Annotated in this window: 18 protein-coding genes and 1 pseudogene; 12 read left to right on the top strand and 7 right to left on the bottom strand. The window is 61.3% G+C overall.

What is annotated here, in order from left to right:
* The first annotated feature begins 245 nt into the window (after positions 1-245).
* Entirely contained in the window at positions 246-521 is a 276-nt protein-coding gene (locus NITMOv2_RS09085; RefSeq protein ID WP_053379563.1) for a hypothetical protein, read from the top strand.
* Positions 522-664: 143 nt separating this feature from the next.
* Positions 665-1180: a DUF4112 domain-containing protein gene (locus NITMOv2_RS09080; RefSeq protein WP_053379562.1), complete on the top strand. Its 516-nt coding sequence runs from the start codon at positions 665-667 to the stop codon at positions 1178-1180.
* A gap of 110 nt (positions 1181-1290) precedes the next feature.
* Here NITMOv2_RS09080 and NITMOv2_RS23430 read toward each other — a convergent pair whose 3' ends face one another.
* The 3 genes from NITMOv2_RS23430 to NITMOv2_RS09065 form a co-directional block, all read right to left on the bottom strand.
* Positions 1291-1488, bottom strand: a complete 198-nt coding sequence (locus NITMOv2_RS23430) for a hypothetical protein (RefSeq protein WP_145976250.1) — start codon at positions 1486-1488, stop codon at positions 1291-1293.
* A gap of 94 nt (positions 1489-1582) precedes the next feature.
* A complete protein-coding gene (locus tag NITMOv2_RS09075) occupies positions 1583-1762 on the bottom strand; it encodes a hypothetical protein (protein ID WP_053379561.1) in 180 nt (59 codons plus the stop codon).
* 448 nt (positions 1763-2210) lie between these two features.
* The gene (locus NITMOv2_RS09065) at positions 2211-2600 is read right to left on the bottom strand and encodes an MBL fold metallo-hydrolase (RefSeq protein ID WP_187299415.1); all 390 of its coding nucleotides are present in this window, start codon (positions 2598-2600) and stop codon (positions 2211-2213) included.
* 160 nt (positions 2601-2760) lie between these two features.
* On the opposite strand from NITMOv2_RS09065, the gene NITMOv2_RS09060 reads away from it, so the two are divergent.
* Positions 2761-3564 carry a GIY-YIG nuclease family protein gene (locus NITMOv2_RS09060; protein WP_053379559.1) on the top strand — a complete coding sequence of 268 codons (804 nt, stop codon included), beginning with the start codon at positions 2761-2763 and terminating at the stop codon, positions 3562-3564.
* A 109-nt stretch (positions 3565-3673) separates the two neighbouring features.
* Here NITMOv2_RS09060 and NITMOv2_RS09055 read toward each other — a convergent pair.
* Positions 3674-4794, bottom strand: a protein-coding gene (locus NITMOv2_RS09055) for an IS3 family transposase (RefSeq protein WP_145976249.1) whose coding sequence is annotated in 2 segments (ribosomal slippage) — positions 3674-4533 and positions 4533-4794 — 1122 coding nt in all. Because the reading frame shifts where the segments join, the coding sequence is not laid out codon by codon here.
* Between the two features lie 540 nt (positions 4795-5334).
* Here NITMOv2_RS09055 and NITMOv2_RS09045 point away from each other — a divergent pair.
* The gene (locus NITMOv2_RS09045) at positions 5335-7053 is read left to right on the top strand and encodes an Eco57I restriction-modification methylase domain-containing protein (protein ID WP_202967341.1); all 1719 of its coding nucleotides are present in this window, start codon (positions 5335-5337) and stop codon (positions 7051-7053) included.
* Complete coding sequence (locus NITMOv2_RS09040) at positions 7043-7801, top strand: PaeR7I family type II restriction endonuclease (protein WP_053379555.1); 759 nt, start codon at positions 7043-7045, stop codon at positions 7799-7801. The genes NITMOv2_RS09045 and NITMOv2_RS09040 overlap by 11 nt, the downstream gene beginning before the upstream one ends.
* 9 nt (positions 7802-7810) lie before the next feature.
* On the opposite strand, the gene NITMOv2_RS25015 is transcribed toward NITMOv2_RS09040, so the two are convergent.
* Positions 7811-8008, bottom strand: coding sequence for a ribonuclease HepT family protein (locus tag NITMOv2_RS25015; protein WP_420799897.1), 198 nt, complete (start codon positions 8006-8008; stop codon positions 7811-7813).
* Between the two features lie 67 nt (positions 8009-8075).
* Positions 8076-8180 (bottom strand): annotated as a pseudogene (locus NITMOv2_RS25010) (nucleotidyltransferase family protein); the annotation flags it as partial.
* A 126-nt stretch (positions 8181-8306) separates the two neighbouring features.
* Between NITMOv2_RS25010 and NITMOv2_RS09035 the strand changes: the two are divergent.
* The 7 genes from NITMOv2_RS09035 (at position 8307) to NITMOv2_RS09005 (ending at position 14944) form a co-directional block, all read left to right on the top strand.
* Positions 8307-8696: a hypothetical protein gene (locus NITMOv2_RS09035; RefSeq protein ID WP_053379554.1), complete on the top strand. Its 390-nt coding sequence runs from the start codon at positions 8307-8309 to the stop codon at positions 8694-8696.
* Between the two features lie 287 nt (positions 8697-8983).
* Entirely contained in the window at positions 8984-9841 is an 858-nt protein-coding gene (locus NITMOv2_RS09030) for a GNAT family N-acetyltransferase (RefSeq protein WP_053379553.1), read from the top strand.
* Between the two features lie 149 nt (positions 9842-9990).
* Entirely contained in the window at positions 9991-10650 is a 660-nt protein-coding gene (locus tag NITMOv2_RS09025) for a hypothetical protein (RefSeq protein WP_145976248.1), read from the top strand.
* Positions 10651-10771: 121 nt separating this feature from the next.
* Entirely contained in the window at positions 10772-11503 is a 732-nt protein-coding gene (locus NITMOv2_RS09020) for a Crp/Fnr family transcriptional regulator (protein WP_053379551.1), read from the top strand.
* A 276-nt stretch (positions 11504-11779) separates the two neighbouring features.
* Entirely contained in the window at positions 11780-12670 is an 891-nt protein-coding gene (locus NITMOv2_RS09015; RefSeq protein WP_145976247.1) for a lysozyme family protein, read from the top strand.
* Positions 12671-12870: 200 nt separating this feature from the next.
* Positions 12871-14622, top strand: coding sequence for a GspE/PulE family protein (locus tag NITMOv2_RS09010; RefSeq protein WP_053379550.1), 1752 nt, complete (start codon positions 12871-12873; stop codon positions 14620-14622).
* 4 nt (positions 14623-14626) lie between these two features.
* Entirely contained in the window at positions 14627-14944 is a 318-nt protein-coding gene (locus NITMOv2_RS09005) for a PilZ domain-containing protein (protein WP_053379549.1), read from the top strand.
* An 83-nt stretch (positions 14945-15027) separates the two neighbouring features.
* Here NITMOv2_RS09005 and NITMOv2_RS24445 read toward each other — a convergent pair whose 3' ends face one another.
* A complete protein-coding gene (locus NITMOv2_RS24445; protein ID WP_238590495.1) occupies positions 15028-15180 on the bottom strand; it encodes a hypothetical protein in 153 nt (50 codons plus the stop codon).
* Between the last annotated feature and the right edge of the window lie 2 nt (positions 15181-15182).

Below are 15182 nucleotides of genomic sequence, written 5' to 3'. Positions count from 1 at the left end.
TTTATACGGCAGTGTACGCGATACGCCCTTCGGGGAATATCGGGCAAACCCCAAACGAGCTCAGTGCGAGGGGAAGAGGGAGTTGGCCGGCGAAGCGGCGGTGCATCGCAAAGCCTACCCGATTTGCGGGCGCGGAAGATGCTGCTTGATCGCGTCGTAATCGTCCGCTTCCCGCCCACGCCCAAGAGAAGCACACGATCCGCTTCAAGGTCACGAAAGACGGTTTGGTCACCAGCGACGTAAAGATGGAAGAGAAGAAGATCACGATCCCCAAAGGCGTCCGCGTCCGGCTGGTCTTCGACTATGCGGACCGCAACGGCAACGCCCATCAGTTCACGGTGCATTCCGCGCAGACGGAGGTGACCGCCCAGCGCATCACGGCGGACGGGCCGAAGAGCTCTGCCGTCGAATTCACCGTGGGCGAGCGCGGGGAAGAGTTTTATCGCATCTCCTGCGACCTCCCCTGCCTCGCCATGGAAGAGCTGACCGACTATCTGTTGTTTGTCGGACAGAAGAGCTAGAGACCAACCCTGCGATCCGTTCGGCGGTGCTGCGCCGCCGAACGGATCGAACCGTTACAGAGCGTCACGGGGAGGCGGCGAACGGGCCCGCACCGACCCCAGGAGTGGCTGCGTTTGCCGTTCGACCGGCGTAGAATCCGACGATGGCGCTCGTCCGCTCCAAGGAGCGATCCGCCGAAGCCATCGCGCGCGTGCTCGATAATTTCGTCCGCCTTCCCGGCTCACGGATGAGCATGGGAGTGGACCCGCTGGTGGGACTCCTGCCCGTCATCGGCGACGCCCTGGTCGCCTTGCTGGGCGCCTCGCTCTTCGTAATCGCCCGCCAACTCAACGTACCGTGGCCTGTCGTGGCGCGAATGGGATGGAATTATTTCAAGAACGGGGTCTTCGGAGCAGTGCCGATCATCGGCGATATCTACTCCTTTCACTTCAAGAGCAATGCGATCAATGCGGCGTTGCTGCTTCGGGCGGTGAAGGAGGGCGCCGAAGGCGCCTGTCCGCTGGTGCACTCCCCTCTCACCATCCTGGACATGGCCGGTTTGTTCCTGCTCATCGTCCCGACGCTGCTCGTGATCGTGTTTGAGAGTTGGTGGTTCTGGGACCACAACATTTCCTACGTCTCCTTCCTCTTTCCGTCCCCCTATACGACGCGGCGATGAAGACGCACGAGTCGTGCTCCTCCATCGCGAAGTAGACGGCCGTCGCGCACAGTGGTTCTCCTCAGCTGCGCGGTGTCCGCGAGCCGATTGTGCGGCGCTCGGTGAGACGGTCACGCCGGATCGCCGACAGGACGCACCACCGCCGCGGTTCGAATCAGAGCGCGCTGCGTGGCCGGCGGGACTTTCCGGCTCAGGCTGCGTACTTGGCCCGTATCGTCCCCGTTCCGGCTTGACGGTTCTCGTGATCCATCGAGATCCGCCTTTTCTCCGACTCGCTCTCTCCCGCCATCGACCAGGCGATCAGCCATATCAGCATCCCCATTGTTCCGAGACCGATGAGCTCGACCATAGGTCACCTCTCTTGTCTCGACTGTGCGCCCCTTCCGTCTTGTCGTACACGTCCTACGCAGCGCGACCATGGACCGCCATGGTCGGCTTGACGGCCCGGCTCGGTTGATCAGCCCCGCCGCTCCCGGCCTCATGCGACGCCTTGGTTCTGGGAGAGGCCAGACCGATACAGATGAGCAAGTCCACCACCATCGCGACCAAACCTGCCACGATTCCCCAATAGACCCATGACATACGTCACACGCTCGCGTGAGCGCCACGCGAGTCCTTGTTATGGCGGCTATCCGCCATCCGATACCTTGCGGCCATTCCACCCATAGACAGCGTGCTCCGTTCGAACGATGCGTGGGCCTGGGCACGCGCCAGGGCTAGGCTGCATGCAGTCGTCGCCTCGGAGGACGTGAACAGGGCACGCTCGCTATGTTGTGGGAAAAAGCTCTTGATAGAGAGGAGGCCGCACCTGCCATGTCCGTCTCGATGGATCGTTCGTCCACGGAGGATCATGGCACCACCTCCGGATTGAGGCGGCTCGAAGGATCTTTACTCTACGCCCCGCATGAAGAAGCGGTCAAGACGCGAAGTCCCGCAGACTATGTCGCCGCGAGGTGCGCGATGATGATGGACGGAGACACCGCGAATCCTTGCTGATGGGTTACACCGAACACTACAGTCATTCTGCCCTTCAGGGTTGGAACACTTCCCAAAAGACCTGGTTCAGGTCCCGAAGCGCTTGGCCGCCGTCGCCGGCATAGACCGAACCATGCATCGTGGCCAACGTCTTCGGCCGAAGCTCCGCCAGCCGCCTGAGCGTCGCGTCGGTCAACGTGCCGTAGGGCATGTAGTTCGCGAACGGGCCTTGCTGGTATTCGATCAACACGCTTCGGCATCGGCCGATCACATCGGATTCAGTGGTGGGCTCCACATCGCCGGCTTGATGGAAGAGGTCGGAGCAGAACAGCGTCCGTTGCGTTTCTTCGAACATAAGCCCGGCCTCCCAGCAGTGCGGCACATGCGGCGTCGCCAGAAAGCGGAACCGGTATTTCCCCGTCGACAACACCTCGCCGTCCGCCAAGCCACGCGCCGGCCGAGTCGCCAGACACGGTGGTTGGCAAGTGTGTGATTGAAAGACCGGATCACGTATTGGGCTCCTTGTCGTGCTATGCACCCGACTTGATTTTGTAACCAATTAAGCCGTACTTTTTCACCCCAAACCCGAACCTGCATGAGGTGCCATGAAAGGTTGGGTATACGTTATTTCAAACCCCGCCATGCCGGGGTTAATAAAAGTCGGACACTCCACCAAAGATCCAGAACTGCGGGCACGCGAACTGAGCAGTACCGGGAGCCCACATCCCTACATCGTTGAGTATGAGATGCTTATCGAGCAGCCGGCTCGCGTAGAGCAACAGGCACATAATGCCCTTAAGAACTGGCGGGAACGGAAGGAATGGTTCCGATGCTCATGTGAGGAAGCGATTGCGGCAATACAGCGCTCTGCGGGCAGCGGAGTGATTCATGAATCTTTTAAACGTGCCGATCGAGAAAGGTCGGCTGCCATACGATATGCACAGGAGCAATCCGCTGCTCGCAAAAAAGAAATCGATGCGAAACTTGCCGCACAGGAATTAGCACTGCAATTAAGATATGATGCAAGGCTCAAATCCCATTTTATTGACCTTCCGTTTTGGCAGTACTGGGCTTCCGGGATCGTCGTTGTTGCATTGCTTCTAGCCTTCACCGACCCCAAGATTACCGATCAGGGATTCTTTTGGCTGTCTGTTCTAGGCGGGGCAGCCGTAGGAGCAATCATAAAAACTATAATGGATGAGAGGACGAAAAATTCCCCTGGCTATCAAGCTCTGCTTCGAGAACAGGCTACAGCTTTAGACGAGGCAAGGGAGGCGATCCTCGTTTTGTGCCCTAACCTTAATTGTAAACGGACGGTCCGATTTCAGGTCGATCAGTTATTGGCAGTGAAGGATGGTAAGTGGAACTGCCCTGTCTGCAAGGTGCCTATCGATCCTCTGAAGCAGTAGAGTTGAATGCGACCTGTAAGCTGAACCCCCTACTGGAGGGCCATCGGTTCCTCGATATCCTGCCAGCGTGAATAGTGCATGTGACGTTGGTCCCGTTCCGAGACAACTCTTAACTGGAGCAGACCGCTTCTTCGGCGCCCATGCTGACCTGACGTTGTTGAACAAACTCCTCCGGGGTCAGGTGCCCAAGGGAGCTGTGAGGCCGGCGCTGATTGTAATCGACCCGCCACATGTCGATGATCCGCTGGGCCTCGGCCAGTGACGCGAACTGGTGCACGTTCAAACACTCATCGCGTAAGCGGCCATTAAACGATTCAATAAAGGCATTTTCCACGGGTTTCCCTGGTCGGATGAAGTCCAACTGCACGCCGCGCCGATAGGCCCAATCTTCCAGTGCCCGCGACTGAAATTCCGTGCCATGATCGACGGTGATCGAGCGCGGGCCTGGGCCATCGCCCAATACTCGATCCAAGGCCGCCGCCACCGAGCGGCCCGACATCCGAACCCCGGCCTCTAGCACCGGACTGTGGCGGCTCCAGTTATCGACCACGGTCAGAATCCGAAACGGCCGTCCATCGGCCAACGTATCATGCACGAAATCCATGCTCCACCGTTCCTGCGGGCCTCCAGGGACGGGCGCTGGCCCCCGGTGGAGCGCGATATGTTTTCGTCGGCGGACCCGCATGCGCAGTTGCAAGCCATCCAGGCGATACAAGCGTCGGACGCGCTTCCGATTGATCGCCCAGCCTTCACGCCGGAGCAACACCCAGATCCGCTGATACCCAAACCGCGGTCGGGCATGGGCCAGATCGCGAATGCGCACCCGCAAGGCGGTTTGATCTTTCGCCCGGCTCCGCCGATACCAGGAGGCGCGACTGAACTGGGCTAAGCGACAGGCCCGCGCACAATTCACCGAGAAGGTCTCCCGAAACCAGTGGGCCAATTCTCGGCGCCGGGCGGGCCTCAGACTTTTTGTCGGAGCGCCTCCGTGAGCATGTGCTTGTCGAGCGAGAGATCTGCGACCAGCCGCTTCAGCCGAGCGTTCTCCTCTTCGAGTTGTCGCAAGCGTCGCAGCTCGCTCACGCCCAGATGGGCGTATGTCTTCTTCCACGCATAGAACGTCGCTTCGGCCACGCCCAGCTGCCGACAGACGTCGCCCACCGGCGTCCCGCTCTCCGCTTGACGAAGCGCGTAGACCACCTGCTCTTCGGTAAACCTCGACCGCTTCATGGGGCCCCTCCTGTTCCCATGGCACCGTCGAAGCGGCATTGTACTCTCGTTTTGACCTGTCGTCGTTTTCCGGGGGGACGTCACGACTGCCACTTCTCCCCAATATCGCCATCGGCCTGCTGTCGATGATTTTTTCCCGGCCGGATATGTGCCCCGGTCGCCCCGAAGTGGATGGGCGAGTCGTCGGCAGCAACTTCCTGTGGAAGGACGATACGATTGCCGGGGTAGGGCCCAGCGACTCAGGCCTACCTCAGGTATTGCAATCAAAGACTCATGCTCGAGGGAAGCTGCCTTTTCCAATAGTTCGCGGATGAGCGTCTGATACTGCCTGCATTGCTGTGCCGCCATCACTCTCTATGAACCTGGCAAAGAATTCCTGACTTCCAAGGCACAGCGGCGATCGGAAGATCGTCTCAAGAACGGAATTCCTCCGGAGGCCTGAGCGCCAATCTCAGCTTCGGCCATTCACTCCTTGAACGAAAATATTGGACGGGCTACTATCAGCCGCTCATCACCTCCACGCTACAGGTTGAGGGCTCAGTGACCGACCGGCAGACTGCCTCGTCCATTTCGACCCAGGGCATTCAACTCCAGCTGCTGACGCCTTCGCCAGGTTCCCCCACGATTGCGGCAGTCGAGCCCAAGGGCGTTGTCTACACCAAACGCTGGGTGGTTGAACTCATTCTTGATTTGAGCGGCTATAGCCCGGAGAGAAACTTGGCTGCTGCTTTAGCGGTTGAGCCCGCCGCCGGCGATGGTGCGTTTCTTGGACCCATGATCGAGCGTCTCCTGGAGTCATGTCGGAGAGTCGGGCGGTCCCTGTCCGATTGTCGCGGGTCATTGCTTGCATATGAACTCGATGAGCTCAGCGCTGCGCGCGCACGTGCGCTGGCCAAGAACATTCTCGTCCAGCATGGAGTGACCGGCAGGTTAGCCGACGAACTGGCGGAGGGATGGGTCGTTGCCAAAGATTACCTGTTTGACGCGGGCAACAGACCGGCGGATTTTGTGATCGGCAACCCTCCGTATGTGCGGTTGGAGGACATTCCCGAGGAAACAGCCATCGTGTACAGAAATATGTATCCGACGATGCGCGGAAGGGCTGATCTCTACGTGGCCTTTTTTGAAGCGGCGCTGCGCCAACTCAAGCCCGGCGGTGTCTGCGCATTCATCTGTGCCGACCGTTGGATGCGCAACCAATATGGCGCGGAGCTGCGACAGCTTGTCACATCCGCTTATAGCATCGACATGCTGCTCAGCATGCATACCGTGAACGCGTTCGATGACGAGGTGGACGCGTATCCGGCTGTGACGATCATTCGACATATGAAGCAAGAGTCGGTGGTCGTCGCAAGTGCCGGCCCCGAAGCGGAACGCGTGCAGACAAACCGGCTAGTGGCGATCCTCAAAGCAGAACCGAAACAGATGTCGTCTCGTCCGCTGCCGGGCATCAGAGTGGCTCAGGTCCGACACTGGTTCAAAGGCGCAGATCCATGGCCCTGCTACTCACCGGACCAACTGGCATTGCTCCGTCGACTGGAAGATCAATACCCTCCGCTGGAAGCGAGCGCCAAAGTAGGCATCGGCGTTGCCACCGGCAACGATAGCGTCTACATCACACAAGACCCCAATTTAGTCGAGCCATCCCGCCTCCTGAAACTTGCGCTTGCGAAAGATTTGTCCAGCGGCACAGTGCAGTGGTCCGGACACTATCTTGTCAATCCATGGGATAGCGAGGGCTTAGTGAACCTGAACGCCTATCCGAAGCTGAAAGCGTATGTCGAATACCATGCTTCAGCGCTGAGAAAACGGCACACCGCCGAAAAGAATACGGCCGGATGGTATAAGACCATCGATCGTGTCAACCACGGGCTGCTCGGCAAGCACAAGCTGTATATCCCGGATATCAAGAACACCTTGGAGCCGGTGTTAGATCGCGGCGAAACCTATCCGCACCACAATCTCTATTTCGTGCAGTCAGACGAGTGGGATCTCGAAGTCCTTGGCGGTCTCCTGATGTCCGCCATCGGGCAATTTTTTGTGGAGTCGTACGGAGTCCGGATGCGCGGCGGCTACTTGCGTTTCCAAGCCCAATATTTGCGACGCATCCGAGTTCCTGCGCCGCACACCATAGCAGCCGACCATGTTCAGGGATTGAGAAACGCTTTCCGCGAGCGCAATCGGCAGCTCGCAACGCAAATTGCCTTGGAGGTGTATGGGATCGATCCGAATCTGATGGAGGCGGCGCTTGAACATTGAGAAGAGGCTGCAAGCCGCCATCCAGAGCTACTGGGACGCACGAAGGAAGAACAAGGAAAAACAAGTCCAATCCGGAAAAATCGATGCAGGGACCAGGGGAGAGGTGACCGGAGGTACCCAAATGGGTGCGCTTGAGGTTTTGGTTTCCGACATCCTCTGCGAAGCCGGTCTCAAGAAACTCGATGTCCGGACACGAACGGCCCTGGAGCTGCCCGGTTATTTCAGGGCCACAAAAAAGTGGGACCTGATCGTCGTCTCAAACGGCGCACTCGTTCTGGCGATGGAGTTCAAGTCCCAAGCCGGCAAGTCAATCGGGAACAACGTCAACAATCGATCCGAAGAAGCGGTAGGCAGCGCGAAGGACATCTGGACCGCATTCCGGGAGGGCCGTTTCGGGCCATCCCCTCCTCCGTTTCTCGGCTATCTGTTCTTGCTCGAAGATCGAGACAACGTGAAAACGCCTGTCGGCAATAAGGAGCCGTTTTTCCAGGTTGATCCGGAATTTCGCGGGGAAGCACTCAAGAAGAAGGGCGCGCCGCGGTACAGAGGAGTCTCTTACAGCAAGAGATATGAGCTACTTTGTCGCCGCTTGGTTTTGGAACGCCTCTATACGTCCGCCTGTTTTCTAATGGCGACTAACGCGGCACGGACCACAATCACACAGCCGGCTCAGGATTTAACTTTTCAACGGTTCGTGGCCGCACTTCAAGGCCATGTTGTGACGTTTCTGAGAAGCCAAAGCAAATAAGCCAAAGGATCACAGCAGGAAACGCTTCCCGGAACGCCGCACTGGCGATTCGCACGCCGGCAGTGGCGGTTCTACAGCAGTTGGTCTTTGGAATGTACCGGACACGAAGAAGCGCGTGGATGCATCTCCGATGATCTCGAAGGCTCTAACGACAGCGTAGAGGGTCTTCTGGTCCTGCGCGAAGTCGGCCCACGTCATGCCTGCAATGAACTGTGAGATATTTGGGCGGCATCTTGGATATTGGAGAGGTAATCTAGAAACTCTCGCTTGCGCGTCACAGACCGACCACTTCGCTGAGAATCCGTCGGTCGATCAACGGCTTGAGACTGTCCCTCATTACCAGATCTACCTTCACGCCCAACAGAGAGGACAGATAGTTTCAAGTCGGGTTGGGTCACCGGTGCCGGCTCGCCCTCGGGCATTTCCTAGTCCTCTCCCTGACGCGCGTCAGAGAGGATGAACGACCATCGTGTGAGACGGTGCGGACACAGAAAGGAGTGCGGCCATGCCGAACACGAACGCGTCATTTTCACCCCGCATGCGGAGCGACGAGCTGAAGGCGCAGATCGAGAAGCTGGCGGCGTTGGATCACCGTGCGCCGGTCCAGCCCATGTTATTGGCTTTCGACAGCGAGACGGAAGCCTTGCTCGTGCGCCTGTACGGAGACAGTCACCGGTACGTGGAAGCCTACAAGTATGCGACGCTGGCCGAAGCGGAAGCGCTCGTGAACCTGCCCACATCGGCGCAGGAACCGATGGCGCGGGATTTGCCGAAGACCGCTGTCCAGCAGCGCCGGCAAGTGCTGCTGGGCATCTTGACCGAAATGACCGACATGGAAGCGAAGGAAGTCGGGATGCTCACGGGAGAAGACCGCGAAGACCCGCCCGGGCTGTAGCGTCCGGCCGCGGCCTCACGCCGCAGATGCGCCTCGCGAATCATTAAGCCCGAGCCAGCTCATTCCGGGACCCTTCTGTGTCGCGGTTATGTTTTTCGAAGGTAGGCGATAATGCCGCGCACGTCGCCGAGAGCCGACTCCTATCACGAGGTGGACGGTACGACTTGGAAGTAATGCGTGCGGCTAGCGAGATCCGGTGACGCCCCCCAGTCTTGCGTTTCAACAATCCTTTCCCGCTCCATTGACTGCCGTCCCTCCACGGCATTAAGTTCTCCCGGGAGCGTCACATGGACATCATTTTCCGACCCGGCACAACAGCCGACGCTTCGGCGTGCGGCATCATTTGCTACGAGGCGTTCAAGGCGATCGCCGAACAGCATAACTTTCCCCCGGACTTCCCCTCCCCCGAAGTCGCTGTCGGTCTCTACATGATGATCTTTTCGCGGCCGGATGTGTACTCGGCCGTCGCGGAAGTGGATGGGCGCGTGGTGGGGAGCAACTTCCTCTGGGAGGGCGATACGATCGGCGGTGTGGGACCGATCACCGTGGCGCCGGCTGCGCAGAACGGCTCAATCGGGCGGCGGTTGATGGAGCGCGTGTTGGAGCGGGCGCACAGCCGGCGGCAGGTCGGCGTGCGGCTCGTGCAGGCGGCGTATCACAACCGATCCCTGTCCGTGTATACCAAGCTCGACTTTCAGGCGCGGGAACCGCTGACCGTGCTGCAGGGGCCGCCGCTCCGGCTGGCGCTGCCGGGCTACCGCGTGCGGAAGGCAACCGCCGAAGATCTCGCCGCGTGCGATGCACTATGTACCAATGTGCATGGCCACGACCGGCATGGCGAGGTGGCGCAGGCGATCGCGGACGGGACCGCGACGGTGGTGGAGCATGACGGGGCGATCACGGGCTATGCGACGAACCTCGGCTACTTCGCCCACGCGGTGGGCCGGACCAATGATGATCTGAAGGCGCTGATCGGCGCCGCACCGGCGTTCACCGGTCCCGGCTTCCTGCTTCCGACGCGAAATGCCGAGTTGCTCCGCTGGTGTCTCGCCCAGGGGCTCCGCGTGGTGCAGCCCATGACGCTGATGAGCCGCGGCCTCTACCAAAAACCCGCCGGCGCCTTTCTCCCTTCCGTGCTGTACTGAGCGACCGATCAACGCCGTTGACTCCCTCCCCGCGCCGCAGTAACGTGCCTCCGTCATTCATGATCCCCGCCCGGCAAATACTCGCTTCCCTGACCCGTTCACTGGCCCTCATCCTCTTGCTCCTTTCCCTCGGCTGTGCCCGTTCCGGCATGCATGCGCAGCCTGAGCCGCCGGCGGAGGCGGAGCATCATCATGAAGGAGACGCCGTCGAGGCGATGGCGGGGTCGCATCATCACCATGACCTGCATATGAAGTGGACACAGGCTCGGCTGGCGACGGCGGAGGATCGGCGGCGGGCGGATGCCGTCGTCGCGGCGTTGCGAGGAGCGTTGGGGAAGTATCGGGACTATCGGGTGGCGATTGCGGAGGGATTTGAGCCGTTCCTGCCGGACGTCCGGCAGCCGCACTATCACTTCACCCGGAAATGGAACGGCTTCAAAGCCGCCTTCGGGTTCGATCCCGCTGCGCCGACCTCGCTGCTTTATCGGAAAACCGGCGGCGGCTACGAATTACTGGGAGCCATGTATACGGCGCCGAAAGGGTACAGCGAGCAGACGCTCGACGAACGTGTGCCGCTCAGCGTGGCGCGCTGGCATGCCCATGTGAACCTCTGCTTTCCGCCGCGCAAAGCGGACCGCACCCACGTCGATTGGACCCGCTTCGGCTTCAAAGGCTCCATCGCGACGGAAGCGGAGTGCGACCGCGCCGGCGGGCGCTTCTACCCGCAAGTCTTCGGCTGGATGCTCCACGTCTATCCGTTCGAGCAGGAGACGGAACAGATCTGGGCGCACGAGCCGCCGGTCCATTGACTCGATCCGACTGACCCGGTCCCGTATTTCCACACCCGTCCGCCACGTACCATTCGGCGGTCTGCCAGGGGCCTTCCTTGTGGCCGCCCCTTCGGAGGTTGGCCATCGTGGATGGAGGACTATGGATGCGTTCTCGACCAATCTGATCCTCGCCGGTCTGCCTGCGGTCGAACGCGAGCAGATCATCGGCGCCTGTGAGCTTCGGGAAGTCCATTTGGGGGAGGTCATCGATGAAATGGAGCAGCCCATCCGCTTCCTGCACTTTCCCGTCGATGCGGCGATCAGCGTCACGGACATGCGCGACGAACAGCATATCGTCGAAGTTTCCGTGACGGGAAAAGAGGGCTGTACCGGGGCCTCAGTGGTCCAAGGAAGCGATCGGTCTCCCTGTATGGCCATGATCCAAATCGGCGGGAGGGCCGTTCGCCTTCAGACTGCCGTGGTGATGGACGGTCTTCCGCTGCTGCCCTATCTTCACGCGGCGCTCAAACGGTACAACTTGCTCTTGATGCACCATGCCGTGGTCTCCGTGGGCTGCAGTCAATTCCATTCCACGCCTCAGCGTTTGGCGCGATGGCTCAAGGCGCACTGGCACCGCACCGGCCTTGCAACGTTCCCCTTCACCACGGAGTTTCTCGCCGCGCAAGCGGGCGTGCCGCGGGCGGCGGCCGCCGAGGCGCTCGAAGACTTCCAGGATCGGGGTCTGGTGCACAAGACCTACAATACCATCACGATTACCGATCACGGCGGGCTGGCACGGGCGGCCTGCGCCTGCTTGGCCCAGGCGATGAAAGCCACGGACGACTATGTCCGTGCGTTGAACGCACTGGCTCGGCACCATGCCAAGACGTAGACGGATGGGACGGGTTCTTGAGCTCCATCGTGGTGTTGGAGAGCCACTGGACTAGCCCGCATTATTCATGAGCGCTTCTGCTGCAATCGCCGATCCGCTGCTGCGACGAGCCTTCGGCCGGCGGGCTCGCCCCTCAGATCCTCCACGTACTGCACGAGTACGCGTCGGGTCCTCAGGGCTCCGCGCGCCGGTCTCGCGACGCGGCTCCGCGATTTCGCGACGAACCGTCATGAATAATGCGGGCTAGGCGCGCTCTTTTTCTGCTACTCTTCCCCCATGCCGCCTCGCTCGACTCGTCGGAATCGCCGCGCTCGGCGCCGCCGGTCCGGCCGCCGGCTCTACAAATCCCTCTATCGCTTCGCGCGCCGGCGTTGGCGCGAGCTGCGCCTCTTTCTCCGTGCGTGGTGGAAGTCGCCGCCGGCGCTTCGCCTCGTCGTCGGCGCGGCGCTGGCCGTCGCGCTCTGGCTCACCGTCAATTGGGTCTATCACGCCGCCAACAAACCGGCCGAAGTCCTCTTTCCGTTGGACACTGCGCTCGACAAGAGCTTGGCCGACACGTGGCGTGAGTACGGCGCGCTCTTTCGGGAACATTCGACCGCGGTCATCACGCCCGAATTGTTGGCCTCGCTGGCACAGGTGGAAGGCGCAGGCAATCCGGTGGCGCATACCTATTGGCGCTGGCGGCCGGCGTGGAATCCCTTCGAAGTCTATCGGCCGGCGTCGAGCGCCGTGGGGATGTTTCAGATGACGGACGGGACGTTCCAGGAAGCGAAGCGGTTCTGCATTCACGACCATGCGGTCGTCGAGGACGGACCGTGGCACGACCTGCGCTCCTGCTGGTTCAACAGCCTCTACCTCCGCGTACTCCCCACCCACGCCATCGAAATGACGGCCGCCTATCTGGACCGGCGGGTGGCTCGCGCGCTCGCCGATCATCGTCTGACTGCGGCGACGTTGCATCAGAAACAGGACCTGGCCGCGGTCATCCATCTGTGCGGTGCCGGGGCCGGACAGGCCTTTGCCCGACGCGGCTTCCGCCTGCTTCCCCGCGAGCGCTGCGGCGACCACGACGCGAGGGCCTATCTCGCGCGGGTCCAGTCGATGCAGCGGCAGTTCGCCCGGCTGGCGGCCGGCGGGACGCTCGGCCGGCTGGTGCGCAAGCCGTGACCACGAGCGTCGAAGAGCCTCGGACGAGGTGCTCGTGAGTCGTCTGGACTGCCTCACGGTACGGCTTCCACACTTCCGGCGCCTCCATCGCGATCTGCGATTGGCCGTTTTTGTTGCGGATGGTGTCGGATAAGTTACAATTTCCTCCGTTGCGCCCCGGTACGGCCGCGTACCGATTATCAGCCCGTCACCTCGATCCCATGCCGAAGAAATTCCGCCGTGCGATGGAACGCAGCCTGCTGGACTGCCTGGCCTACCGGGGGCTCGTCAGCCAAAGCGACCTGGATGCCGCGGTGGAAGAGGCGTTCAGCCGCGGTGTCGAGCTCGAGACGATTCTGCTCGACAAGTACTGCGTCCCGAAAGCCGACCTCGGCGCGGCGCTGAGCGAGTTCTATCAGTGCCCCTACGTGCCGTACGACGAACGAACGGTCGTCGACCCGGATCTCCTGAAGAACCTCAGCCTCGACTATCTCCGGACAAACGCCTGGATTCCTCTGAAGCGCCAGGGTACCGTCCTGGACATCGTCATCAACGACCCGCACGATGTCGAAAAAGGCCTGGATATTCGCCGCGCGTTCCCCGGCTACACGATCCGCTTCTCCGTCGCCCTGCGCCGGGACATCGAGCAGTATTTTGTGGTGATCCGGGGCCAGGCCGCGGGCGGCTCCATCAGCGAAATCCTCGGCGAGTTGGTCAATGAGGCGGGCGCCGAACGGGCCGCCGACGCGGACAAGGGCGAGATCGACGAGAACGATTCCGCCATCGTCCGCCTGGCGAACCAGGTCATCGCCGAGGCCTATCGCCTGGGCGCCTCCGACGTGCACATCGAGCCCTACTCCGACCGCAAAGAAACCGCGGTCCGGTTCCGGGTGGACGGCACCTGCTTCACCTACATGCGCATTCCGGCCGTCTATCGCCGCGCGATCGTATCGCGGCTCAAGATCATGGCGAATCTCGATATCGCCGAGCGCCGCAAGCCGCAGGATGGAAAGATCCGCTACAAGCTCGCCCAGGCCCGCGAAATCGAGTTGCGCATCGCCACCTTGCCGACGGCCGGCGGCAACGAAGATGTCGTGATGCGGCTGCTCACCGCCAAGGAGCCGATCCCGTTGGAAGCGATGGACTTTCCCCCCGACGTCCTGGCCCAGCTCAAGGCGCTCGCGGAGAAGCCGCACGGCATCATCCTGTGCGTCGGGCCCACCGGCTCCGGAAAAACCACGACGCTGCATGCGCTCCTGCGCCATATCAACACGGATGAGCGGAAAATTTGGACGGCGGAAGATCCGATCGAAATCACTCAGGACGGGTTGCGCCAGGTGCAGGTCCATCCGAAGATCGGCTTCACCTTTTCCGCGGCCCTGCGCGCCTTTCTGCGCGCCGACCCCGACGTCATCATGATCGGCGAGATGCGGGATAAAGAGACGGCGGACATCGCCATCGAGGCGTCGCTCACGGGACACTTGGTACTGAGCACGCTGCACACCAACAGCGCCGTCGAAACGATCACGCGCTTACTGGACATGGGCTGCGATTCCTTTAATTTCGCGGACGCCATGTTGGGCGTCGTCGCCAAGCGCCTGTGCAAGCGGATCTGCGAACAGTGCAAGGAGCCGTACCATCCGACACGGGAGGAATACGAGGAACTGGTGCAGGGATACGGGGCGGCGTTCTGGAACCGGATGGGCCTGTCGTACACGCCCGACCTCCTGTTCTATCGGGGACGAGGTTGCGAGTTCTGCAACCGATCGGGCTTCAAGGGCCGCATTCCGCTCCACGAACTGCTGGTGGGGTCGCCCGAGGTCAAGAGCCTGATCCAGTCCAAAGCGAAGACCGCCGAGATCGTCGGCGTCGCCATGCGCCAGGGAATGGTGACGCTTTTGCAGGACGGCATCCAGAAGGTCCTGCGCGGCCTCACCTCCTATCGGCAGGTCCGCGCGGTGGCGATGCAGTAGCGGAATGATGCGACCTCGCCAAAGCCGGCGTTTTGCCGTCCAGCTTCCGGCAGTCTACGCCGTCGGAAACGACCGGCACGGCGCGACGATCCTCAATCTGTCGGCCCAGGGCTGCGCCGTGACCGCCGAACGGCTCCCGGCGGCGGCCGCGTACGTGTCCTTGGAAGTGGTTCTGCTGAACGATATGCCGCCGGTGGCGGTGGAGCTGGCGGCCGTGCGGTGGGTCGCCGACCACCGGTGCGGACTGGAATTTATCCGGATGGCGCCCGCGATGTCGTCGCGACTGAAAGCCTTCGTGGACCTCCTGGAAAGCACGCCGTAGCATTCACGCGGCGCCGGCTGTCATCCGCCGGCCTGCCGTCTGAGCATCATATCCCCGGCATCATGGCGCCGGAGTCGTGACGCCTACCGCCGAAACATGTCCTTCCCTTTGACGACGTCTTCGAGCAGCCGGTCCGCCAGCCTGGACGCGACGCGGCGCCGATACCACCGGCGGGCCGATTCGGCCGCCAGCCAGCCGAGGCCGATGACGAGGAGCAGCCATCCAAGATCGTCCATGA

The sequence above is a fragment of the Nitrospira moscoviensis genome (genome assembly GCF_001273775.1).
GTDB classification, from domain to species: Bacteria; Nitrospirota; Nitrospiria; order Nitrospirales; family Nitrospiraceae; genus Nitrospira_D; species Nitrospira_D moscoviensis.
The sequence above is the reverse complement of the archived record's forward strand: the minus strand, read 5'-3'. Positions and strand labels throughout refer to the sequence as shown.

Coding starts and splice junctions, on each gene's coding strand:
- NITMOv2_RS09030 (WP_053379553.1), top strand. CDS start 8,984: ATGGACATCATTTTCCGACCCGGCACAACAGCCGACGCTTCGGCGTGC.
- NITMOv2_RS09075 (WP_053379561.1), bottom strand. CDS start 1,762: ATGTCATGGGTCTATTGGGGAATCGTGGCAGGTTTGGTCGCGATGGTG.
- NITMOv2_RS09020 (WP_053379551.1), top strand. CDS start 10,772: ATGGATGCGTTCTCGACCAATCTGATCCTCGCCGGTCTGCCTGCGGTC.
- NITMOv2_RS09085 (WP_053379563.1), top strand. CDS start 246: ATGGAAGAGAAGAAGATCACGATCCCCAAAGGCGTCCGCGTCCGGCTG.
- NITMOv2_RS09010 (WP_053379550.1), top strand. CDS start 12,871: ATGCCGAAGAAATTCCGCCGTGCGATGGAACGCAGCCTGCTGGACTGC.
- NITMOv2_RS09015 (WP_145976247.1), top strand. CDS start 11,780: ATGCCGCCTCGCTCGACTCGTCGGAATCGCCGCGCTCGGCGCCGCCGG.
- NITMOv2_RS09025 (WP_145976248.1), top strand. CDS start 9,991: ATGCATGCGCAGCCTGAGCCGCCGGCGGAGGCGGAGCATCATCATGAA.
- NITMOv2_RS09005 (WP_053379549.1), top strand. CDS start 14,627: ATGATGCGACCTCGCCAAAGCCGGCGTTTTGCCGTCCAGCTTCCGGCA.
- NITMOv2_RS23430 (WP_145976250.1), bottom strand. CDS start 1,488: ATGGCTGATCGCCTGGTCGATGGCGGGAGAGAGCGAGTCGGAGAAAAG.
- NITMOv2_RS09080 (WP_053379562.1), top strand. CDS start 665: ATGGCGCTCGTCCGCTCCAAGGAGCGATCCGCCGAAGCCATCGCGCGC.
- NITMOv2_RS24445 (WP_238590495.1), bottom strand. CDS start 15,180: ATGGACGATCTTGGATGGCTGCTCCTCGTCATCGGCCTCGGCTGGCTG.
- NITMOv2_RS09035 (WP_053379554.1), top strand. CDS start 8,307: ATGCCGAACACGAACGCGTCATTTTCACCCCGCATGCGGAGCGACGAG.
- NITMOv2_RS09060 (WP_053379559.1), top strand. CDS start 2,761: ATGAAAGGTTGGGTATACGTTATTTCAAACCCCGCCATGCCGGGGTTA.